Annotated in this window: 22 protein-coding genes; 9 read left to right on the top strand and 13 right to left on the bottom strand. The window is 38.7% G+C overall.

Annotated elements, in window-relative coordinates; all coding sequences use genetic code 11:
• Together B5X76_RS14480 and pfkA are read left to right on the top strand one after the other, a co-directional pair.
• Positions 1 to 673, top strand: a 673-nt coding sequence (locus tag B5X76_RS14480) for a thioredoxin family protein (protein ID WP_139375328.1), incomplete at its 5' end; no start/stop codon positions are given.
• A gap of 122 nt (positions 674 to 795) precedes the next feature.
• Positions 796 to 1,770 (top strand): 6-phosphofructokinase, encoded by a 975-nt coding sequence (gene pfkA, locus B5X76_RS14475; protein WP_079644092.1) that lies wholly within the window; start codon positions 796 to 798, stop codon positions 1,768 to 1,770.
• A gap of 39 nt (positions 1,771 to 1,809) precedes the next feature.
• Here the strand turns inward: pfkA and B5X76_RS14470 are convergent, their stop codons facing one another.
• The 3 genes from B5X76_RS14470 to B5X76_RS14460 all read right to left on the bottom strand — a co-directional run bounded on the left by B5X76_RS14470 (position 1,810) and on the right by B5X76_RS14460 (position 5,022).
• Positions 1,810 to 3,066 (bottom strand): metallophosphoesterase, encoded by a 1,257-nt coding sequence (locus B5X76_RS14470; RefSeq protein ID WP_079644070.1) that lies wholly within the window; start codon positions 3,064 to 3,066, stop codon positions 1,810 to 1,812.
• Positions 3,067 to 3,073: 7 nt separating this feature from the next.
• On the bottom strand, positions 3,074 to 4,102 hold the full coding sequence (gene hemH, locus B5X76_RS14465) for a ferrochelatase (RefSeq protein ID WP_079644068.1): 1,029 nt from the start codon (positions 4,100 to 4,102) through the stop codon (positions 3,074 to 3,076).
• A gap of 71 nt (positions 4,103 to 4,173) precedes the next feature.
• The gene (locus tag B5X76_RS14460; RefSeq protein WP_079644066.1) at positions 4,174 to 5,022 is read right to left on the bottom strand and encodes a 4-hydroxy-3-methylbut-2-enyl diphosphate reductase; all 849 of its coding nucleotides are present in this window, start codon (positions 5,020 to 5,022) and stop codon (positions 4,174 to 4,176) included.
• Between the two features lie 105 nt (positions 5,023 to 5,127).
• Here B5X76_RS14460 and B5X76_RS14455 point away from each other — a divergent pair, with 105 nt between their 5' ends.
• A complete protein-coding gene (locus B5X76_RS14455) occupies positions 5,128 to 5,547 on the top strand; it encodes a nucleoside-diphosphate kinase (protein WP_079644064.1) in 420 nt (139 codons plus the stop codon).
• Between the two features lie 65 nt (positions 5,548 to 5,612).
• Here B5X76_RS14455 and ybeY read toward each other — a convergent pair whose 3' ends face one another.
• Together ybeY and ruvX are read right to left on the bottom strand one after the other, a co-directional pair.
• A complete protein-coding gene (gene ybeY, locus B5X76_RS14450) occupies positions 5,613 to 6,047 on the bottom strand; it encodes an rRNA maturation RNase YbeY (protein ID WP_079644062.1) in 435 nt (144 codons plus the stop codon).
• Positions 6,048 to 6,049: 2 nt separating this feature from the next.
• Positions 6,050 to 6,463, bottom strand: coding sequence for a Holliday junction resolvase RuvX (gene ruvX / locus B5X76_RS14445; RefSeq protein ID WP_079644090.1), 414 nt, complete (start codon positions 6,461 to 6,463; stop codon positions 6,050 to 6,052).
• A 121-nt stretch (positions 6,464 to 6,584) separates the two neighbouring features.
• Here ruvX and def point away from each other — a divergent pair, with 121 nt between their 5' ends.
• Positions 6,585 to 7,307 (top strand): peptide deformylase, encoded by a 723-nt coding sequence (gene def / locus B5X76_RS14440; protein ID WP_217699661.1) that lies wholly within the window; start codon positions 6,585 to 6,587, stop codon positions 7,305 to 7,307.
• Between the two features lie 18 nt (positions 7,308 to 7,325).
• On the opposite strand, the gene B5X76_RS14435 is transcribed toward def, so the two are convergent.
• From B5X76_RS14435 to B5X76_RS14420, 4 genes are all read right to left on the bottom strand, one after another.
• On the bottom strand, positions 7,326 to 8,363 hold the full coding sequence (locus B5X76_RS14435; protein ID WP_079644060.1) for a glutaminyl-peptide cyclotransferase: 1,038 nt from the start codon (positions 8,361 to 8,363) through the stop codon (positions 7,326 to 7,328).
• A gap of 43 nt (positions 8,364 to 8,406) precedes the next feature.
• Positions 8,407 to 8,760 carry a YraN family protein gene (locus B5X76_RS14430; RefSeq protein ID WP_079644058.1) on the bottom strand — a complete coding sequence of 118 codons (354 nt, stop codon included), beginning with the start codon at positions 8,758 to 8,760 and terminating at the stop codon, positions 8,407 to 8,409.
• Positions 8,761 to 8,834: 74 nt separating this feature from the next.
• Positions 8,835 to 10,826 (bottom strand): DNA primase, encoded by a 1,992-nt coding sequence (gene dnaG, locus B5X76_RS14425; RefSeq protein WP_079644056.1) that lies wholly within the window; start codon positions 10,824 to 10,826, stop codon positions 8,835 to 8,837.
• 30 nt (positions 10,827 to 10,856) lie between these two features.
• Positions 10,857 to 11,057 carry a PLDc N-terminal domain-containing protein gene (locus B5X76_RS14420; protein ID WP_079644054.1) on the bottom strand — a complete coding sequence of 67 codons (201 nt, stop codon included), beginning with the start codon at positions 11,055 to 11,057 and terminating at the stop codon, positions 10,857 to 10,859.
• 181 nt (positions 11,058 to 11,238) lie between these two features.
• Here B5X76_RS14420 and B5X76_RS14415 point away from each other — a divergent pair, with 181 nt between their 5' ends.
• Positions 11,239 to 12,624 carry a nucleotide sugar dehydrogenase gene (locus tag B5X76_RS14415; RefSeq protein WP_079644052.1) on the top strand — a complete coding sequence of 462 codons (1,386 nt, stop codon included), beginning with the start codon at positions 11,239 to 11,241 and terminating at the stop codon, positions 12,622 to 12,624.
• Positions 12,625 to 12,629: 5 nt separating this feature from the next.
• Here B5X76_RS14415 and B5X76_RS14410 read toward each other — a convergent pair whose 3' ends face one another.
• Complete coding sequence (locus B5X76_RS14410) at positions 12,630 to 13,340, bottom strand: helix-turn-helix transcriptional regulator (RefSeq protein WP_079644050.1); 711 nt, start codon at positions 13,338 to 13,340, stop codon at positions 12,630 to 12,632.
• Between the two features lie 237 nt (positions 13,341 to 13,577).
• Here B5X76_RS14410 and B5X76_RS14405 point away from each other — a divergent pair, with 237 nt between their 5' ends.
• The 3 genes from B5X76_RS14405 (at position 13,578) to B5X76_RS14395 (ending at position 15,558) form a co-directional block, all read left to right on the top strand.
• A complete protein-coding gene (locus B5X76_RS14405) occupies positions 13,578 to 13,955 on the top strand; it encodes a hypothetical protein (protein ID WP_079644048.1) in 378 nt (125 codons plus the stop codon).
• A gap of 162 nt (positions 13,956 to 14,117) precedes the next feature.
• Positions 14,118 to 14,453: a phosphoribosylpyrophosphate synthetase gene (locus tag B5X76_RS14400; RefSeq protein WP_079644046.1), complete on the top strand. Its 336-nt coding sequence runs from the start codon at positions 14,118 to 14,120 to the stop codon at positions 14,451 to 14,453.
• A gap of 79 nt (positions 14,454 to 14,532) precedes the next feature.
• The gene (locus B5X76_RS14395) at positions 14,533 to 15,558 is read left to right on the top strand and encodes a LacI family DNA-binding transcriptional regulator (protein WP_176141091.1); all 1,026 of its coding nucleotides are present in this window, start codon (positions 14,533 to 14,535) and stop codon (positions 15,556 to 15,558) included.
• Positions 15,559 to 15,667: 109 nt separating this feature from the next.
• Here the strand turns inward: B5X76_RS14395 and B5X76_RS14390 are convergent, their stop codons facing one another.
• Positions 15,668 to 16,264: a TetR/AcrR family transcriptional regulator gene (locus B5X76_RS14390; protein WP_079644042.1), complete on the bottom strand. Its 597-nt coding sequence runs from the start codon at positions 16,262 to 16,264 to the stop codon at positions 15,668 to 15,670.
• Between the two features lie 557 nt (positions 16,265 to 16,821).
• Between B5X76_RS14390 and B5X76_RS14385 the strand changes: the two genes are divergently transcribed.
• Positions 16,822 to 17,322, top strand: a complete 501-nt coding sequence (locus tag B5X76_RS14385; protein ID WP_176141090.1) for a GNAT family N-acetyltransferase — start codon at positions 16,822 to 16,824, stop codon at positions 17,320 to 17,322.
• A 90-nt stretch (positions 17,323 to 17,412) separates the two neighbouring features.
• Here B5X76_RS14385 and B5X76_RS14380 read toward each other — a convergent pair whose 3' ends face one another.
• A complete protein-coding gene (locus B5X76_RS14380; RefSeq protein WP_245801051.1) occupies positions 17,413 to 17,826 on the bottom strand; it encodes a hypothetical protein in 414 nt (137 codons plus the stop codon).
• Positions 17,827 to 18,283: 457 nt separating this feature from the next.
• Positions 18,284 to 19,441 carry a sialidase family protein gene (locus B5X76_RS14375; RefSeq protein ID WP_079644039.1) on the bottom strand — a complete coding sequence of 386 codons (1,158 nt, stop codon included), beginning with the start codon at positions 19,439 to 19,441 and terminating at the stop codon, positions 18,284 to 18,286.
• Positions 19,442 to 19,446: the final 5 nt, after the last annotated feature.

Here is a 19,446-nt window from a genome sequence, read left to right as displayed (position 1 = left end):
GTTTCTTTCCATTCCACGTACGATGTTCGCTATATTGGTATTCTCCTTTGTGGTGTACATGGTGCCCGGTCTATGGGGAGCGCCTCTGAAAGCGATATCGGCATTCTTACCTCCTATAGGTACACAGGATTTTGATCTGAACAATATGGCCTCGGGTGGAGGTGGCGGGCATACGGCAGATCCCGCTGCGGCAAGCCGTAAACATTATACCTACTTCCATAGCAAGTCAACGATCAAAGGGTTGGATCCTTACTACGATTACGACGAAGCGTTAGCTGCTGCCAAAGAACAGAAGAAACCGTTGTTGGTAGATTTTACAGGCTGGAACTGTGTCAACTGCCGTAAGATGGAAGCTGAGGTATGGAGCAGTCCTAAGGTCAGAGCAATGCTCAACAACGAATTTATCCTCGTTGAGCTCTATGTGGATGACAAGGTCCTTACACTGCCTGAAAGCGAACATTACGTATCTAAACAGACAGGTAAGAAAATCAATACGGTGAGCAAGCGTAATGCAGACTTCCAGATATCTAAATTCCAGAGCAATTCCCAGCCTTTGTACGCGCTGTTGGATAACGAAGGTGAGTTGTTGGTTCCTACCGGTGGAGCCGTGTACGACATCGAGAAGTATGCAGCGTTCCTACAATCCGGAATCGATGCATTCAAAGCAAAATAACAATACTTTTAATACAAAAATAACAACATGAAAAAACAAATGTTGTTATTTTTGTATTGTTTTTCTTGATGCATCTAACAATTATTTTGCACTTGAAAATAAATTTATCTAGGTTTGGAGATATGAGTGAAATTAAGAATATAGCTGTTTTAACCTCAGGAGGAGACTCTCCCGGAATGAATGCTGCGATACGTGCTGTAGTTCGGGCAGGTATATACCATGGTGCCAATATGTTTGGTGTACGCCGTGGGTATGACGGATTAGTTAACGGAGAGATTATATCCATGGATGCCAAATCTGTTGCTAATATCATCCAACGGGGTGGAACAATCCTAAAAACAGCTCGAAGCGATGAATTTAGAACAATAGAAGGACGTAAAAAAGCCTACGAAAACATAAAAAACTTAGGCATTAATGCACTTGTTGTTATTGGCGGAGACGGTACATTTACAGGAGCATCTAAATTTATTGAAGAGTTTGATATTCCTATCGTAGGTATACCTGGCACAATTGACAACGATCTTGCAGGAACCGACTTCACGATTGGTTATGATACGGCTATCAATACAGTAGTAGACGCCGTCGATAAGATCAGAGATACAGCCGAATCACACGATAGATTATTTGTTGTAGAAGTAATGGGACGCGATTCAGGACTTATAGCTATTCGTTCTGGAATTAGTACGGGAGCTGAAGCGGTTCTTATCCCAGAACTTGAGGTAGACTATCAGGCGATCATGAAGCGTCTGGATCAGAGTAGAAAAAATAAATCCTCTAGAATCATTATCGTCGCTGAAGGTGACAACGAAGGTGGTCTCGTTGTAGCGGAAAAGATTAAAGAGAGTTTTCCACATTACGATGTACGTGTATCCATATTGGGACATATACAACGTGGTGGAAAGCCATCATGCATGGACCGTGTACTTGCTAGTCGACTCGGTGTAGCATCCGTTGAAGGACTTTTAGAAGGACGAAGAGGCGAAATGGCCGGGTTAATATGTGGCCAAGTACAATTCACACCTTTTGATAAAGCAATCAAGCATATTGATAAAATCAACGATAACCTCTTACGGATCGTAGAAATATTATCTTTGTAAAAAACAAAGCCTGTAGAAGTTTTCTACAGGCTTTGTTTTTTATGAGGTAGCTAACTCAAAAATCGTTATTTCAGGCAGTATCCCAACTCTCCCGGGATAGCCCAAAAAGCCATATCCCGTATTAACATAAAGCTTTTGCTGATTTTCTTCATACAATCCTGCCCATTCTTTATAAATATATTTTGCAGGACTCCATTGAAAATGCTCACCACGGACGCCGAACTGCATACCGTGCGTATGCCCTGCAAACATAACATCAATATCTGTATCTAACACTTGCGCCCGCCAATGTGAGGGATCGTGAGATAATAACAACTTAACAGCTTTGTCCTCTGTGCCAATAAGGGCCTTATTTAGATCTCCCTTTTTTGGAAATCTGCCAGTTCCCCAATTTTGAACACCAACTATAGAGATCTCTTCATTACCTACTTTTAATATCCGGTTTTCATCCATAAGAAGATCCCAACCCATTACTTTGTGGGTATCGATTACGTCTTTTAGGTTCTTACGTTTTGCAGCACTATCTTCTTTCCCATAGTAATAATCTCCATAATCATGATTTCCCAAGGTAGAATACACACCAAAATCTGCATGTAGCTTTGAAAAAATATCTTGATAATCTCTCATTTCGGAAGCTACATTATTAACCAGATCACCTGTAAAGAAGATCGCATCAGGCTTTTCTCCCAAAAGCATCTCTATACCTCCCAAGACAGCCTTCTTATTATAAAAAGACCCGGAATGAACATCGGATATTTGTGCAATTTTAAAACCATGGAAGGATTTGGGAAGATTGGGTAACACTAACTTTTGCCGTCTGACACGGTAATCATAGGCACTTGAGAGCACGCCCCAAGCAAGCGGAAACATGGGTAACGAAGCCACCACAAGCCCTGATTTCAGTAAAAAATCGGATCGACTAATCCCATTTTTCGGTTGCTCAGGAAGAGGCTTTTCTAGCTCTTCAACCCTTTCTTCTATCGATTTTCCAGCTTTTGACGAAAAAAGTCGTGAGACCCACACACCACCACGTCTTAAGTCGTCAATTAGCAAAACAATAACGTATATAAATTTGCTAACTGCTGTCATGAAGAAAAGCACCAAAATAATGGAGCGATACATCAATGGGATATTAAACTTGAAAGATATAAACACCCCGGCCAATAAACTTAAGGAATAGGCCCACCAAACTACCGTGAACCATTTCTTGCGAACGAAACTTATCTTTGTTGCTCTAAGAGCGAAAAATATGTAGAAATCTAAGAAAAATAAGAAAATAGAGTTGAAAATCAACATAGTTTTATCAATTTGAGAGTACCAATCGCTTTAGCGAAGCGATCCATCTCGGATTATCATTTAAGCTTTCTACCATCACCACTTCCTCTCCCCCGAGAGCTTTAAACTCATCCGCATATTCAACCTGGATCTCATCTAATGTCTCAATACAATCTGCCACAAAGGCAGGGCTGAATACTAATAATTTTTTGACTCCTTTTTGAGCTAAATCATGTAACACATCTGACGTATAAGGCTGTATCCATGGAGTCTTACCCAATCGTGATTGAAAACAAACTGTAAACCTATCCGGTGCTAATCCTAATTTAGAAGAAATAGCGCGCGTTGTTGCATAGCATTGCGAGAGATAACAAAAGGTATTTAGCTCTTTTCGACAGGTGTCACAACCAGCATCTGGACACTTCAGTTCACCGGTAGGATCAACCTTACCTAATTGACGCACGGGCAGGCCGTGATAACTAAACAAAATATGATCAAATTCATCAATATTATGTTTTTTACCATTCTCTGCAAACACCGCTACCATATCCTCATTTTCACAGTAGCTATTTACAAAAGAAACACTTGGGAAATATTGCCATTTACGCATAATTTCCATCACTTTCTCTATTACCGAACCTGTAGTAGCGGATGCATACTGCGGAAACAAAGGCACTACTTTGATAGATTCCAACAGCATTCCTTCCATCTTTTTTAACGCAGACTCTATCGAAGGATTTTGATATCTCATCGCAAGTTCAACGTGATATTCTTCACCCAACTCTGCTTGCAGCATTTCCTTTTGCAGCAAACTATAATACATCAATGGAGAGCCTGTATTCTCGTCCCAAATCGTCTTATACGTTGCTGCAGAATTAGCTGCCCTTCTAGGTACTATGATTCCCTTTACAAGTAATGTACGACTCAAATAAGGAATATCCATTACGCGTCCATCCATTAAAAACTCGGTAAGATATCTTTGCACTTCAGGAGTAGCGGCAGCATCGGGCGTACCCAATTGCACCAACAAGACTCCTTTTTTAGCCTGTTTGTTCATTAATACAAAATTATACAAAAAAATAGATTATGTCCCTGAGACACATTTAATATGAAAATTGTATGACCTAGCTACAATGATTCGAGGGCAACTTTGATTTCCTTCATCAGCCACATAGGTGTGGAAGTAGCCCCACAAATTCCTATCGCTTCGCCTTCGTTAAACAACGACAAATCTAATTCCTCCAACTCAGATATAAAATAAGAATTTGGATTTGCGGCCTTACAAACATCATAAAGGACTTTACCATTAGAAGATTTCTTCCCAGAAACAAATACTACGCGATCATATTGCTTTGCAAAATCACCTAAATCTTCATAACGGTTAGAGACCTGCCTACAGATAGTATCATTCGCTTTTACTTCATAGCCTCTATCTATAAGTTCTTTCTTTATGGCATAAAACTTATCAACACTTTTGGTAGTCTGGCTATACAATGTGAAAGACGGAGGCAACTCTATATTATCCAGCTCATCAATATCCTGAAACACTAGAGCCTCATTATTGGTTTGTCCTTGAAGGCCTATTACTTCAGCGTGCCCATGCTTACCAAAGATTAAAATCTTCTCGGAGTCATCATACGAAGTCTTAATCCTATTCTGAAGCTTTAACACGACAGGACAAGAGGCATCGATAAGCGTGATATTATTTTCCAAGGCAATGCGATAAGTTTCTGGCGCTTCGCCATGGGCACGGATCAATACTTTTTCATTCTGCAAATCTGGAAGTGCATCATGACTAATAATACGTAGTCCCTTGGCTTTTAAGCGAGCCACTTCTTCATCGTTATGGACAATGTCGCCTAGACAATAAAGATACCCCTCTTCTTCCAGGATTTCTTCGGCCATATCAATAGCATAAACCACACCGAAGCAAAATCCTGAATCCTTATCAATCGTAACCTGCAGATTTTTTGACATACTACAAAGTTAAATAACTTTTGGATAAGTGGGAAGGAATCTTTTATCGCTAATCTTTAATCTTTTATCATTATTCTTTTATCTTTGCAAAAAAATTATAATACAATGGCAACAAACAGAACATTTACGATGATAAAGCCAGATGCAGTAGCAAATGGGCATATCGGAGCTATTTTAAATGATATTATTGCAGGTGGCTTCAAAATCGTCGCAATGAAATACATTAGCCTTACAAAAGAAACAGCAGGTGAGTTTTACGCGGTTCATAAAGCACGTCCTTTTTACGGGGAATTGGTAGACTTCATGTCTTCTGGCCCTATCGTAGCTGCAATCCTTGAAAAAGATAACGCAATTGAAGACTTCCGTACATTGATCGGAGCGACAAACCCGGCAGATGCTGCAGAAGGTACTATCCGTAACAAATACGCTAAATCTATCGACGCTAACGCAATTCACGGCTCTGATTCCGACGAGAATGCAGCGATTGAAGGTAGTTTCTTCTTTTCTCAATTCGAAAGATTTTAAGCTAATCACCAATATTTAAAAAGCCCCGAAAACATCAGTTTTCGGGGCTTTTTAAATAGACTTAGCTAAAACTCTCGTTTGCTTAAGTATTCATTTTCTTTGGCAGTCATCTCCTCCTTATCTGCCTTATTTTTATCGTGATAACCACAAAGATGCATCACCCCATGAATAATAACACGATGCAGCTCATCCCTTTCCGATACTTTGAACTTGGAAGAGTTGTCTCGGATCCTATCAATAGAGATAAATACATCCCCCGCTATTACCTCCTCCTCCTCAGACGAATCAAATGTTACGATATCGGTATAGGTGTCATGATTAAGATACTGCTTGTTGATATCGAGAAGGTATTCGTCTGAACAAAATATAAAATTCAAATCACTTATTCTCTTAAAGCCCTCTCCTTGAATGGCAAGATTAATCCATTCTCGAATCTTCGCTTTTTCCTTCAACGTGTAATCAGTATCTTCCGAAAAAAAAGCTATATTCCGTAATGCCATAATTAATATTTTTGAGTATCCATATAAGTCTGTAATATAAGTGTTGCAGATATTGTATCTACAAGCCCTTTTTCTTTTCTTTTATTTTTTTTCATCCCACTCTGCGCAATAGTTTGAGAAGCTATTTTTGAAGTAAATCTTTCGTCAACATGTACTATCGATACTCCGGGGTATTCCCGTTGCAATTTACGGACAAACCCGACTACGTGCTGGGCAGCTTCTGAATCGGTTCCATCCGTCTGCAGGGGCTTACCCACCACAAATGTCTCCACCTGCTCTTGTTGCAGATAGCTTTTTAAAAAATCCCATATTTTCTCCGGATGAACTGTATCCAATGCCGTAGCGATGATCTGTAAAGGATCAGAAACCGCAATTCCGATCCGCTTAGTCCCATAATCAAATGCCATCAACCGCATAATCTTCTTTTTTTCACAAAGGTACAATTCCATTTTGAGGATAGCGTCTATCTATTTAAAAACAAATAACATTTGTCCCATTGAAAAAAAGTGTAGATTTAAATTCTATTTTAAAGGCAGCATGAAATTAAAAAATAGTTACACTGTCATCTCGTATTTCTTACTTATGGCGACTACACCCGCACTTGCTCAGGTAAAGGCAGTATCAACAACGGAAAAAAGCAAAATGGAACACACTAAAGCAGAAGGTTTTAATAAACACGAAAAGGAGATCATTCTTTTTGGTGACAAACACAGCAAATTACACGTCTACCAAACAACCGATAAATCAGAGCTAAAAGTTTTGAAAAATGTATCATTAGATATACATCACGCCGATCCATTATTGCCCATCTTAAAGGCACGTATGCTACTCACGGTACAAGATCCTGCTCATTCAGGTGTAGGAATTGCCGCTCCCCAAATCGGTATCAACAGGAACATAATCTGGGTACAACGTTTTGATAAAAATGATGACCCTTTTGAATGCTATATTAATCCAAAAATAACCTGGAAGTCGCAACTCATTCGTCTAGGTACAGAGGGCTGCCTTTCTATTCCAGATCGAAAAGAAAGTATACATCGCAGTTACGCTATCAGAATACAATACCAAGATAAGGAAGGACAAGTTATAGAAGAGAATATTGAAGGCTTTACAGCTGTAATATTCCAGCATGAGATTGACCATCTCAACGGAATTCTATATCCCGACCGCCTTGACGAAGAGGCGTCTGCAGGATACATAGAGCTGAACGAAAAAATACCTTTCTCGCTTCAGATTCAGAAAAAAACAATATTACCTTAATCAAGGTCGCCCCGCAGACTAACGGACGACCAATTTAATCTCAAATAGTTTTGACCACAGCTTGCCGGTTACAAACAATCGCTTGGCCTGATGGTCATAAGCTATACCATTTAACTCATTATCTGTCGGTTGGCGATTTTCATCATACATACCCACTAGGTTGATCCTCCCCTCTACAGCCCCAGTTTTAGGGTCAATAATGACAATAACCTCCTGCCCATAAACATTCGCATATACCTTACCGTCAATAAACTCTAATTCGTTAAGACTATCCACCGCTCCATTTTCATCATATACTGCTACAGATGATTCCTCCGTCCCTGTCTTTGCATTTAAGAAATATAACCGATTGGTCCCGTCAGATTTGATCATTCTTTCACCGTCATAGGTCAATCCCCACCCCTCTTTGCTATTGCTATAGTTAAAAGACCCTACCTGCACAAAACTATCCTTATTATAGATCAGCGCTATATTTTCTTGCCAAGTCAACAGTACAATTTTACCATCTACGATCGTCATCCCTTCTGCAAAATACTTATCATCCAACTTGATAGATTTTAATACTTTCCCCGTCTGAAGATCAACCTTTCTCAATTGAGATTTCTCATACCTTCCCGAGGATTCGTACATGACACCATCCTGATATTGTAGTCCCTGGGTAAAGGACTCGGAGTCGTGGGGAAAAGTGTTAACCACCTCAAACCCAAAATTCTTTGCATTGGGGGGAACGACCATCACATTACTATAGGCAATATCTTCCTTTCCTTCAGCATAAACTTTCGCAGACAGCGACCGATCCCCTAAACCATACTGTTTCGTATCAAATGATATAGAAGCAGTATCTCTTTTTGTTTCAATCACATTGCCGTCGATAGAATAAACAACAGAATCTATCGTCGCGTTAGGAAAATTCAACGTCAATTTTACTTGTTCTCCATAGGCGATTCGTTTTCCTGAATCTGGGCTTACAAACTCTAATTTGCCTTTTTGGGTTTTACAACCTATTACTGTAACCAACATGGCTACACACATTAGGGCGACTGATCTTTTCTTCATCGGGATGTATTTATTTTTTACTACCTATTCATCTGCACTTACACTACTCGTTCCAAAAGGCATCTTTAATCAATTCTATCTTTCCAGATTTCAGGTACACAGCGATAATATCAAATCGTATCTCTCCCTGAAAACTATTTATTTTTATATAAGCTTCGGCCAGTTTGACCAAATTTCTTTTTTTCTTCCAATTTACAAATTCTACGGGCTCACCGAATGCGGTATTCGTACGACTCTTTACCTCTATAAAGACCAAGGTATCGCCATCCATGGCTACAATATCTACCTCCCAATAGCGGTATCTCCAGTTCCTATACAACACCGTATACCCAGCTTTAAGAATGTAATCAACTCCGAGCTGTTCACCGTATCGACCTGAAGACAGATGTTGCGCCATATACCTAGACAAGCTTTATGTAAACTTATAGAAAAAGCTTCGTATTCACGACCTCAATCTCCAAAAAATAGCACTTATTTCACGATCGTATTACCCAATAAATTACCGAGCAACTGTTCACCTTCTTTCAGCTTCTGGTACTTATGCAACGCGATCTCCATATCCTCGGCACTAAGCGGCAACTTGAGCTCCTCTCTTATCTTATGCATTTCAGAAGCAAACTTTCTTTTCTTTATTCGGTATATAGCCTGAATCACCAATTCCTTCAAATGCTCAATCTCCCTAGTCACGTATATTTTCCGCTTATCGTCATTCCAGTTAGCACTGATTTCATACCGTGTTGCTATACTATCTATCGCTAGTTTAGCAACTTCCTCATTTTCGTGCGCGAAAAAAAAACGTGCTTCAGGTACCTCGAATGCCTCTGCCTGCTTTTTAAATTCTTCCACAATAACAGCACTGGCCCGGTCTTCAAAAGTCAGATCATCTATACTCCCCAATAGATAAGGAGCCACAGGAATATCGCCATTGCCTTCCCAACTCACCAGCTCACGACCATAATTCAGCAAAATCCGAACTATTTCCCGTTCCTGCAGTATCTCAGCAGTAATCGGTTGTGATACCGAATCAGTTCCCACCCCACTTTCACCCCTTTCTTCTTCCGTCATGAAAAAATCAGGTGGTGGCATATCTCCCTCTGGTCCCACAAAAACGGGTGCCGACACCGTCTTTCCGCCTCCCTTTTTCTCCTGTGCTTTCGCCCGGGTGAGACGGATTTTATTCAGCTCAGACAATAAGATACGTTCTTCGATATCTAACAACGAGCTACACTGACGGATGAACACAGACACCTTAATTTCATCCGGAATCAACGCAATACTCTCCACAACCTCACGAATCACCTCAGCTCGCTTTATAGGATCATCCTTAGCGTCTTTGAGTAAAATATGTGTCTTATAAAAAATAAAATCTTCCTGATGTGCGGCTATATATTCTATAAAAGCATTAGATCCGACCTCTTTAATATAAGAGTCTGGGTCATTCCCATCCGGGAAAAGTAACACTTTTACATTCAACCCTTCCTCGAGCAACATATCCGTCCCTCGGAGTGAAGCTTTAATGCCCGCTGCATCTCCGTCGTACAGAATTACTACATTCTTGGTAAAACGCGAAATAAGCTTGATCTGTCCCGAAGTCAGCGAGGTGCCTGAGGAAGACACCACATTCTCCACTCCAGCTTGATGCATCGCTATGACATCAGCATACCCCTCGACCAAATAACACAGATCAGCATCCATTATGGCCTTCTTAGCATGATTTAGACCATATAGGACATCAGACTTATGGTATATTTCACTTTCTGGAGAGTTAACATATTTAGGTACCGATTTCTCGGTCTTCAATGTACGTCCACCAAAACCGATAATTCTCCCTGTCAGATTATGTATAGGAAAAATCACCCTTCCACGAAACCGATCATACAGACTTTTATCATCTCTTTCTATGGCTAAGCCAATCTCGGCAATATACGCTTCCTGGAATCCATCTTTTTTTGCGGCATCTACCAAAGCTGTCCATTGATCTGGCGAATACCCCAAATCAAACTTCTTGATGATATCGTCCCGATACCCTCTTTCTTTAAAATAAGATAGTCCAATCGATTTTCCTAGATCAGTCTCCCAAATCTGTTGTTTGAAAAACTTTCCTGCCCACTGGCTCAATACATATAAAGACTCCCGCTTATCTTGAGCAGCCATCTGTGCTGGGCTACGCTCTACCTCGGCAATCTCTATACTATATTTACTGGCCAAGTAACGTATTGCCTCTGGATAGGAAAATTTCTCCAATTCCATGACAAACTTAAGCGAATCTCCTCCGGCACCACAGCCGAAGCATTTATAGATCCCCTTAGCTACCGAGACATGAAATGACGGTGTTTTTTCATTATGAAAAGGACAGTTACCAATAAGAGATGTACCCCTCTTTTTGAGATCGACAAATTCACCTACCACTTCTTCGATACGAGCCGTATCTAGTACCTTATCAATTGTTTCTTTCGTAATCAACTATGCCCCCTAACTTTTAAATCCAAACCCCTACAACCGTTCTTTTGGCACCTCATTCATAAACAGATATACTAACCCTCCAAATACAGGAATAATCAATATACCTATGCCCCAAAGTAGCTTATCTACTTTGCCAACTTGCGGATTCACCAAGCATCTGTAGAGTGCAAATAGAGGCACTAGAACAATCAATGCTCCAAACACATACGTAAAAACCTGCTGTATATCCATACTCAACTATTAAATTGCCTTCACCTCAAAATTAAAAATTAAAAATCAAAATTCCCCACATTCCAGATTAAGAGCGTTAGATAAAGTTAAGACGATTTTACCTCTTCACAACTTTACGAATTCACAACTCTACAAATTCACGATAAATTAGCTAATTTTGTATTTCAAAACTTGATTGGAAATGGCTTTTACCATAAAAAAAATATGCTGCATCGGCGCTGGTTACGTAGGAGGTCCTACTATGTCGGTCATCGCCCAGCAATGTCCAGATATTCAGATCACACTTGTAGACATGAATGCAGAGCGAATTGCAGCATGGAATCATCCAGATTTGGAGCAACTCCCTATATATGAGCCTGGCCTTTCAGCCATTGTCGCCGAATCTCGGGGACGTAATCTCTTTTTTTCTACAGACGTAGAAAAGGCTATCGACGAAGCAGACATGATTTTTATTTCTGTAAATACGCCAACCAAAAACTATGGTAAAGGTAAGGGGATGGCCGCCGATCTTAAATACATTGAATTGTGTGCCCGTCAGATTGCTGATGTAGCGACTTCAGATAAAATCGTAGTCGAAAAGTCAACACTCCCTGTCCGTACTGCGGCAGCATTAAAAAGCATCTTGCACAACACAAACTCCGGAGTAAACTTCCATATTCTTTCTAATCCTGAATTTTTGGCAGAAGGCACAGCCGTACAAGATCTCCTCCAACCAGACCGTGTCCTCATCGGAGGAGAAGACCAAGATGCGATACAAGCATTGGTCAACGTTTACGCTAGATGGGTCGACAGAGATAAGATCCTAACGACAAATCTCTGGTCTTCGGAACTATCCAAGCTTACCGCCAATGCTTTTCTAGCACAACGTGTATCCTCGATAAACTCAATCTCTGAACTCTGTGAAAAAACAGGAGCAGATGTCCAAGAGGTAGCCAAAGCCATAGGAATGGACTCCCGTATAGGCGCTAAGTTTCTGAAAGCTTCCGTCGGATTTGGAGGATCTTGCTTCCAAAAAGATATCCTTAACTTAGTTTACATCGCTCGATCTTACAACCTGAATGAGGTAGCAGATTACTGGGATCAGGTAATCCTCATGAATGATCATCAAAAACAACGATTCGCAGACAAAATCATTCAGACATTATATAACACCGTAAGTGGAAAAAAAATTGCTATCCTAGGTTGGGCATTTAAAAAAGACACCAACGACACCCGGGAATCAGCAGCAATATATGTTACAGATCACCTGTTAAATGAACAAGCTAGCATTAGTGTATATGATCCTAAGGTGCCGGCAGAAAAGGTGTTTATTGATTTAGAATATCTAAACAGCCGTCCTTCCACAGAGACACAATCTCTGGTGGAGGTTAATGACGATCCTTACGAAACTTGTAAAGATGCACACGCCGTCGCAATCCTTACCGAATGGGACGAATTCAAATCATACGACTGGCAAAGGATCAAACAAAGTATGAAGAGCCCTTCTTTCATATTTGATGGGCGCAAGCTCCTCAATAGGGAAGAACTGGAAAAATTAGGTTTTATTTACTACGCTATTGGAGAATAAAAAGATCACTCATCCATAGTAGACTGAAACTGTTCCAGCAACTGGGCTAATTCGACTATCTTATTAACTTTCAATTTTTTATACACATTTTTAGTATGTGTCTCGACCGTCGCTACAGAAATAAAAAGCTTTGTAGCGACTTCTTTTTTGCTAAGTCCCGACACCAATAATTGGGCTATTTCTCTTTCTCTCACAGTCAGCTTAAGTAATTCCGAAAAAATAGAAGTGTCCATTTCAACCAGCCTTTCTTCCATGACCGTGATCCCAATTTTGGCTTGCCCCCGTTTGTCCCAAATCATAGTCTTTGTGCTTCCTACAGTGTCCTTCCAAACACTTTGATAGTTTTTAAGCTTATATTTTAAGTTTAAAAAACCGTCTTTATTTTTTCGGAAGAATGAAATGGATTCGACCAGCGTATGGTATGTAGATGTATGTATGGTTGTCAAGTAATATAAATAATCCATCCCCTTCAATTTATTCTCCTTAAACCCATAAAACGAACGCATTTTATCATTAATATACAATGGTTTAAATGCCTCCACATCATGAACAGTAATCAGAAATGAAGATTGATTTAACACATTTATGAATTTATCATCATACAACATATCCAAACACATACAATCTAGAAACAACAGTTCCTTTTCGATACGCTGCAGTTCTCCTTCTAATATTGGAAATGGATTCATGTTAAGCTGATTAATTGGGTTTTTCATAATACTTACTCAAACCTACATAAATTCGCCTTTACACGCAATATAAAAGCGAATTTTGTAGCTCACCTCATCCATTCAGATTCTTTTATAGAGGAAAAGTAAGAAATTTGGTGCTAGCCGAAGAACAAAACAGCAACAAACAATTTAATGTCAGTTCGCTTCATTAGCGGATATAATTAAATTGGATATAAAAATGAATTTTTGTAGATTTAAGACAATGAACCAATAGGAGTCCTAATGAAACATATTATTTTCGTTGACGCAACCAACATAGGACTTTTTTATTTTAGAGCCTTTATCTTCGAGAACGACCAACAAGAGGTTTGTTTTGGTATCTTTTTGGATGATCACACCTCTCCTTTAATTTGGTTTGAACAAACAAAAGAAAATTCTGTTGCTCTCCATATCGATTATAATCTCGCCCAACTAATCCGTGACCATAGCCAATCAGACAGAAAACAACGGTCTATAAATTTCAAGGAGTTTATGCGTTTTGTCAAAGACAGCGAACGTGTTGCATCCAAGATGGTCTTCCGTGGTAAACACATCGAATTCCTTAGTAAAAGTCTAAGCCTAGCGGATATCAAGAGAAACTATGTCAATAAAGCAGACTAAATCCTATCTATAAATTGGTCGTCCTTGTAACACCGTTTTAATAGCAACTGAGTGACGTTTTCAATTGCATAAAATTTAGTACCTTTAACTAAATTGTGCACATACACAACGATCAAAAAAAGAGTTAGTTATTTTTCAAAAACCACCTATTGATAAAGCGTCATGGAACAGAATCAACAAAGATACGTCTACGATACCTTGAGTGAAGCGGTCAATGACTTACAAAAACGAGGATACACACACGATTTTTTAATCCCGGAAGACAAAGAATGCATTTATTGCATCGAGAAGTCTCTAGAGTTATCTCCCGACGATTTCAAAATTGAAGAAATCTATCGTTTTGAAGGCATGACAGATCCAGGAGATGAGAGTATTGTATTTGCCATAGCATCCGAAGAATACAATATTAAGGGCCTGGTCATAAATAGTTTTGGGGCAGATTTTGGCTATCGTTCGTCAAAAATCGTCGAAGACCTTTATCGGAGATCAAGACAATAAGTCTTAACTAAAATATAGAGATAACATACTGCAGTTTTTGTAGTTTACTACAGCTGTAGTTAAACGTTTGACTACGAAATTGATACAGAAAAAAGAAATTGGACAAAAGGTTACATTAGTAGACATAGCCAAAGCAAATAACTGCTCTGTTTCTACCGTTTCAAGAGCGCTCAGTGATAGCCACGAAATTGGTGAAAAGACAAAAAAACGTATTGTTGAGTACGCTAATAAGCACAACTATGTTTTCAATAATCTTGCTAAAGCCCTAAAAAGAGGCAAAAGCAACCTAATTGGCGTTGTCGTTGGAAATTCAGGAAACTCGTTTTTTTCAGCATTGTTAGAAGGCATACATCAAGGCGCTAGAGGATCAAGCTATTCCGTTATCGTGATGCAGAGCAATGATAACCCCGATGAAGAAAAAAAGTGTATAACAACATTGGTATCTATCGGTGTAGACGCTTTAATTATATCGCCTATAGGCCACAGCGACAATATCGAATACCTCCAAAAGCTCCATATCAATAGATGTATGGTTATCGCCGTAGACCGAATAAACAACAGATTACAGACCATCAAAATCGGCAGTAAAAATTATGAGGGAGCATACCTAGCAACCAAACACCTCATCGAAATGGGCCGTGACAGAATAGCCCATATTACACTCCATGCCAAAGGTGTGTCTCAAGAAAGATTCAACGGGTTTAAGGAGTGTCTTAAAAACCACAATATCAAAATCAATGACAAATACATCCAAAAGATCCAGGTAAATAATAATGATGAATTATACACGGAACTGGAAAAATGTATCAGCACCCTTTGGAAAATACGTAGTAGACCCAACGCGATTTTCTGTGCTATGGACAATATTACAAACAATATCTACGACATCCTCCGCGACAAAAAAATCAGTGTACCAAAAGATGTTATCATTGCCGGTTTTTCTAATATGGAACACTTATCAAACTTTAAGAACCCAATAATACGTATTGAACAAAATGCGTTCGATATAGGAAAAGAAGCAATACAAACTGCATTTGAATACCTAAATAATCAAGGCCTCCCATTATCTAAACGTATTGAATTCAACGTAAAATTGATTCAATAGCATTTAAAAATTTGACAGCTATCTCCATAAAAGATTAAATTCACTCGGCCCTTGTTTCATTCACAAACAAATAATATAACGTAAGACACTGGTTAGATCTGACGTTATATTATTTGATATTCTTCAAAATTCGCTCTAAAGTATCCGATACTCGACTAGCATCTTCTTCCTTATTAATGTCTAGGCCACAAAACAGACTTCCATTTACGGTAGCATGCATAGACAAATAATAAACACCTCCGATCAATAGCGCTAGCAAAGGTTGTACATCATCTTTGAAACTTTCTTTTTCGATAATCTTCTGCAATAAATTATTCCCAACTTCGTCTCTTTCATCCGCCAGAGCAGAGAGCACTTCGTTCTTTTCGCTAAGCTCCCAGATTAAGAGCTGTGTTAATAATTTATTATTTTTCATCTCGGCAAACTGATTGAGCAACACCTCAACTACAGCTTGCTTATCAAGTCTTTCTGGTATCTCAGCATAAGCCTTAGAAAACCAAAAATCCTTACTTCGAAGAAATGCATCATAAAGACCTTTCAGATCTCCAAAATGAAAATAGATCAACTTTTTGTCAACTCCAGATACCCGACTGATGTTTTCAACTTTTAAAGCAATAAATCCTTCATTCGATAAAATATCTTCTACCGCTTGAAGTAATTTTCGCTTAGTTGATTCCGATTGAAGCGTTTTCTTATTTACTTTCATATTATAAATATACTACTAAATATCTTTTTATCAACACCTTTTGAACTCTCGACCTCAAGCATATTCAAAAACGAGCGTATTCTTAGTATAACTAAAGAGTGAAAAACAAAGCAAGTTTAAACATCATTATCATAAGAGGTCAAATCCATTATTTGGACTATTTATTTATTATATTTAGGATAATATAATTCAATTATAGTGTAATTTTTTGACAATACCATATTGTCAAAATTTTTCAAAAAATAATTATAATCCCGTCAAAAAAATATGCTTTGCAACAAAGGATACGACTCTTTGTCTGCCTACCACTATTATCTGCTACAAAAAATACAATAAAAAAACGGTCAGTAGTCAAACACATGCTCTCCAAAAAGATAGTCCCGAAGCTAGCGCCTCAGGACTATACAAACCAATTATTAACCTAAATTATGAAATCCTATATGATGATATATACATAACGTCAGTTATTCAGCTTTATTATTTATAATGGATGAATAAATCTAATTTTGGTGATTTAAATCAGAAAAACCTATTTTTATCGCTAAAAGTCAATGCATATGATTAAAATAATAGCAGCTCAATTAGAAGACATACCTGTTGTACAATCCATAGCGGCGGCGGCCTGGCCTATAGCCTTTAGCGACATCCTATCGGCAGAACAGATAACCTACATGATGGAAATGATGTATTCAACAGCTGCGCTTAAAGAACAAATAACTACAAATAACCATTTATTTTTAATCGCTAAAGAAGATGATAAAAATGTAGGGTATTTATCTTTCGAACTAAACTATAAAAAACAACAAAAGACAAAAATCCACAAAATATACCTGTTACCCGATACACAGGGAAGAGGAATTGGCCGACAACTATTTGATGAGGTATCCCGAATAGCACTTTTGAACAGCAACCATACTTTATCGCTTAATGTAAACCGGGACAATATGGCTGTAAATTTCTATAAAAAAATAGGCTTTGAAATCGTGGGACAGGAAGATATTTCAATTGGTAATGGATTTCTGATGGAAGACTACATTATGGAATGTCAACTGGATTAACATACTAGGATCAATTCTCTTTTATACAAAAAAGCCTGTCCGCACACACGGAACAGGCAACTAAACACTTACACAAATATTATCTTTATCCTAGGAGAATGACGTGACAACTTTACTCACTTTCCAGCCATCTGCTCCCTGACTAAGTGATACGTAGTCTATACGAGTAAAGGTTTTGAACTTCATAGATACCTTCGCCACACAAGCTTTCCCGCATTCGTCCAGAATTTCATAACTCGTTTCACAGTCATACTTTAATCCTTTGTTCGCTTTTAAGAATGTCGTATACTCCCGCTTTGTATAACTTTTATTACTAGCGGAATTAAGATAGATGAAGTCATCCGAGAAGAGATACTTATTCATATCCAAACTACCTTCTGTTGCAGCCTCCAGATAGGCTATTACAATTTTCGAAGAACTCAGGTTTTTCAATGGATTTACTTCTATCGAGGCAAAAGAATTGAAAGATAGCATCATAATAAATGCTGTAACGATTGTTGTCATTGTTGTTTTCATCAGATTTCTAATTTCTTGTTGTAATATCTATTTATTATCTCAGTCCCTTTTTTCGGTTACTTCCCTAGTTTTTCTCTTGGTTGTTATAACGAAGGTATAGTGGTTCCCCAAATCTTTCAATAAAGATTAGACCAATTGGTCTATTTTATCGGTCAAACCACACGATTTTTCGGTCAAATATTCCACCACCTTATACTCTTCCAAACAACAAAGAACAAACATTAAGGATCAACACATTGAACCGTGCCATATTTTAACCAAGTATCCCACCAAAACAACAACAGGCTGAAAAACTGGCACTTAAAAACAACCACTCACATTACACCTGTCCGATACTGAACAGACACATGTCCAATATCGGCCAAAACCAACCTTATATAACGAAAAACATCCAAAGTAACTTTTCACTTTGGATGCCATTCATCGATCTTCCTTAAACCTACAATTACTTTATAGGTATCGGCAAAAATACGATCTCTTTATAATTATCTTTTTCAAACAAAACTCCGATTGTCCGATTATCGAGCTTCACCATATCCGAATAAGCAGAATATGATCCCTTATATCCTTCAGGTGCTTTTGCGATCATTTTTTCAAAATACCAAGTCTTTCCTTTGTCTTTTGACAGACGCAAAGTCAACTTATCCCTTTCCTTCCGGTCTGCAGCATTGCACACAGCCAATACATAGCTCTTTCCTCTTTTCCAAGACAAAGTGCTTCCTTGATTTACAGGGTCCGGCAGGTTATTATCATAAAAAGTTGTATCCCAACTTACACCACCATCCTTGGAGTAACTCACGATACGAGCACGTACATTTCCTTGCTGATTTCTCGTATTCATATACAGTTCATTATCCGATATCTGAGCAGCCATAGTCTCATTCCCACCCTCAAAAGCAATCTTATCAGCAATTCTGAATGTTTTACCGTGGTCATCCGAATAGTAAGCATGTGCAAAATAATCCCTCCCCTCCGACTTTGGTTCGCCGATTGAATGATTAGCTGGGATATAGAGCCTTCCTTTATATACACCGGTATCAAATTGAAGAGCATGACCTGGTGTATTTGCATAGGCTCTCCAGTCTTCTTTAAAATTATACCCGGCATTAACTTCAGGTTGTTTAGGTCGATGCACCTGTGTCGTAATATTTACTGGTTCAGACCAAGTCTCTGCGCCATCGGTAGAAGTAATATACCAAGCCTCTCGCAATCCATTGCCCTTACGTACCTCATGCTCATGGTTATTACCCGTATTATAAAATAGAAAAATTCTACCTTTTGGGTATTTCGGATCCAACAGATCTACAACAGGAGCAGCATTCCCCGCCTGCAACTTGTCATAGTCTGCCGCAATTTTCAAGGAACTCCATGTCTTACCATTATCCTTACTGATTTTATAGACGATATCTACATTTCCATAATCACCGGCATGATCCACCCTACCCTCCGAAAATGCGATAAGTTGTCCACTCTTATCCTTTACCACCGCTGGTATTCGATAACTAGCATAACCTTCATTACCCGATTTAAAAATAGTCACTTCTTGTGCTTCCAATTTAGATAGAAAGGCCAAAGAAATCAATGTAATCAGTATTCTGTTCATATGTG

The organism is Sphingobacterium nematocida (assembly GCF_900168125.1).
GTDB lineage: Bacteria > Bacteroidota > Bacteroidia > Sphingobacteriales > Sphingobacteriaceae > Sphingobacterium > Sphingobacterium nematocida.
This window is presented reverse-complemented; position numbering and strand designations above follow the sequence as displayed.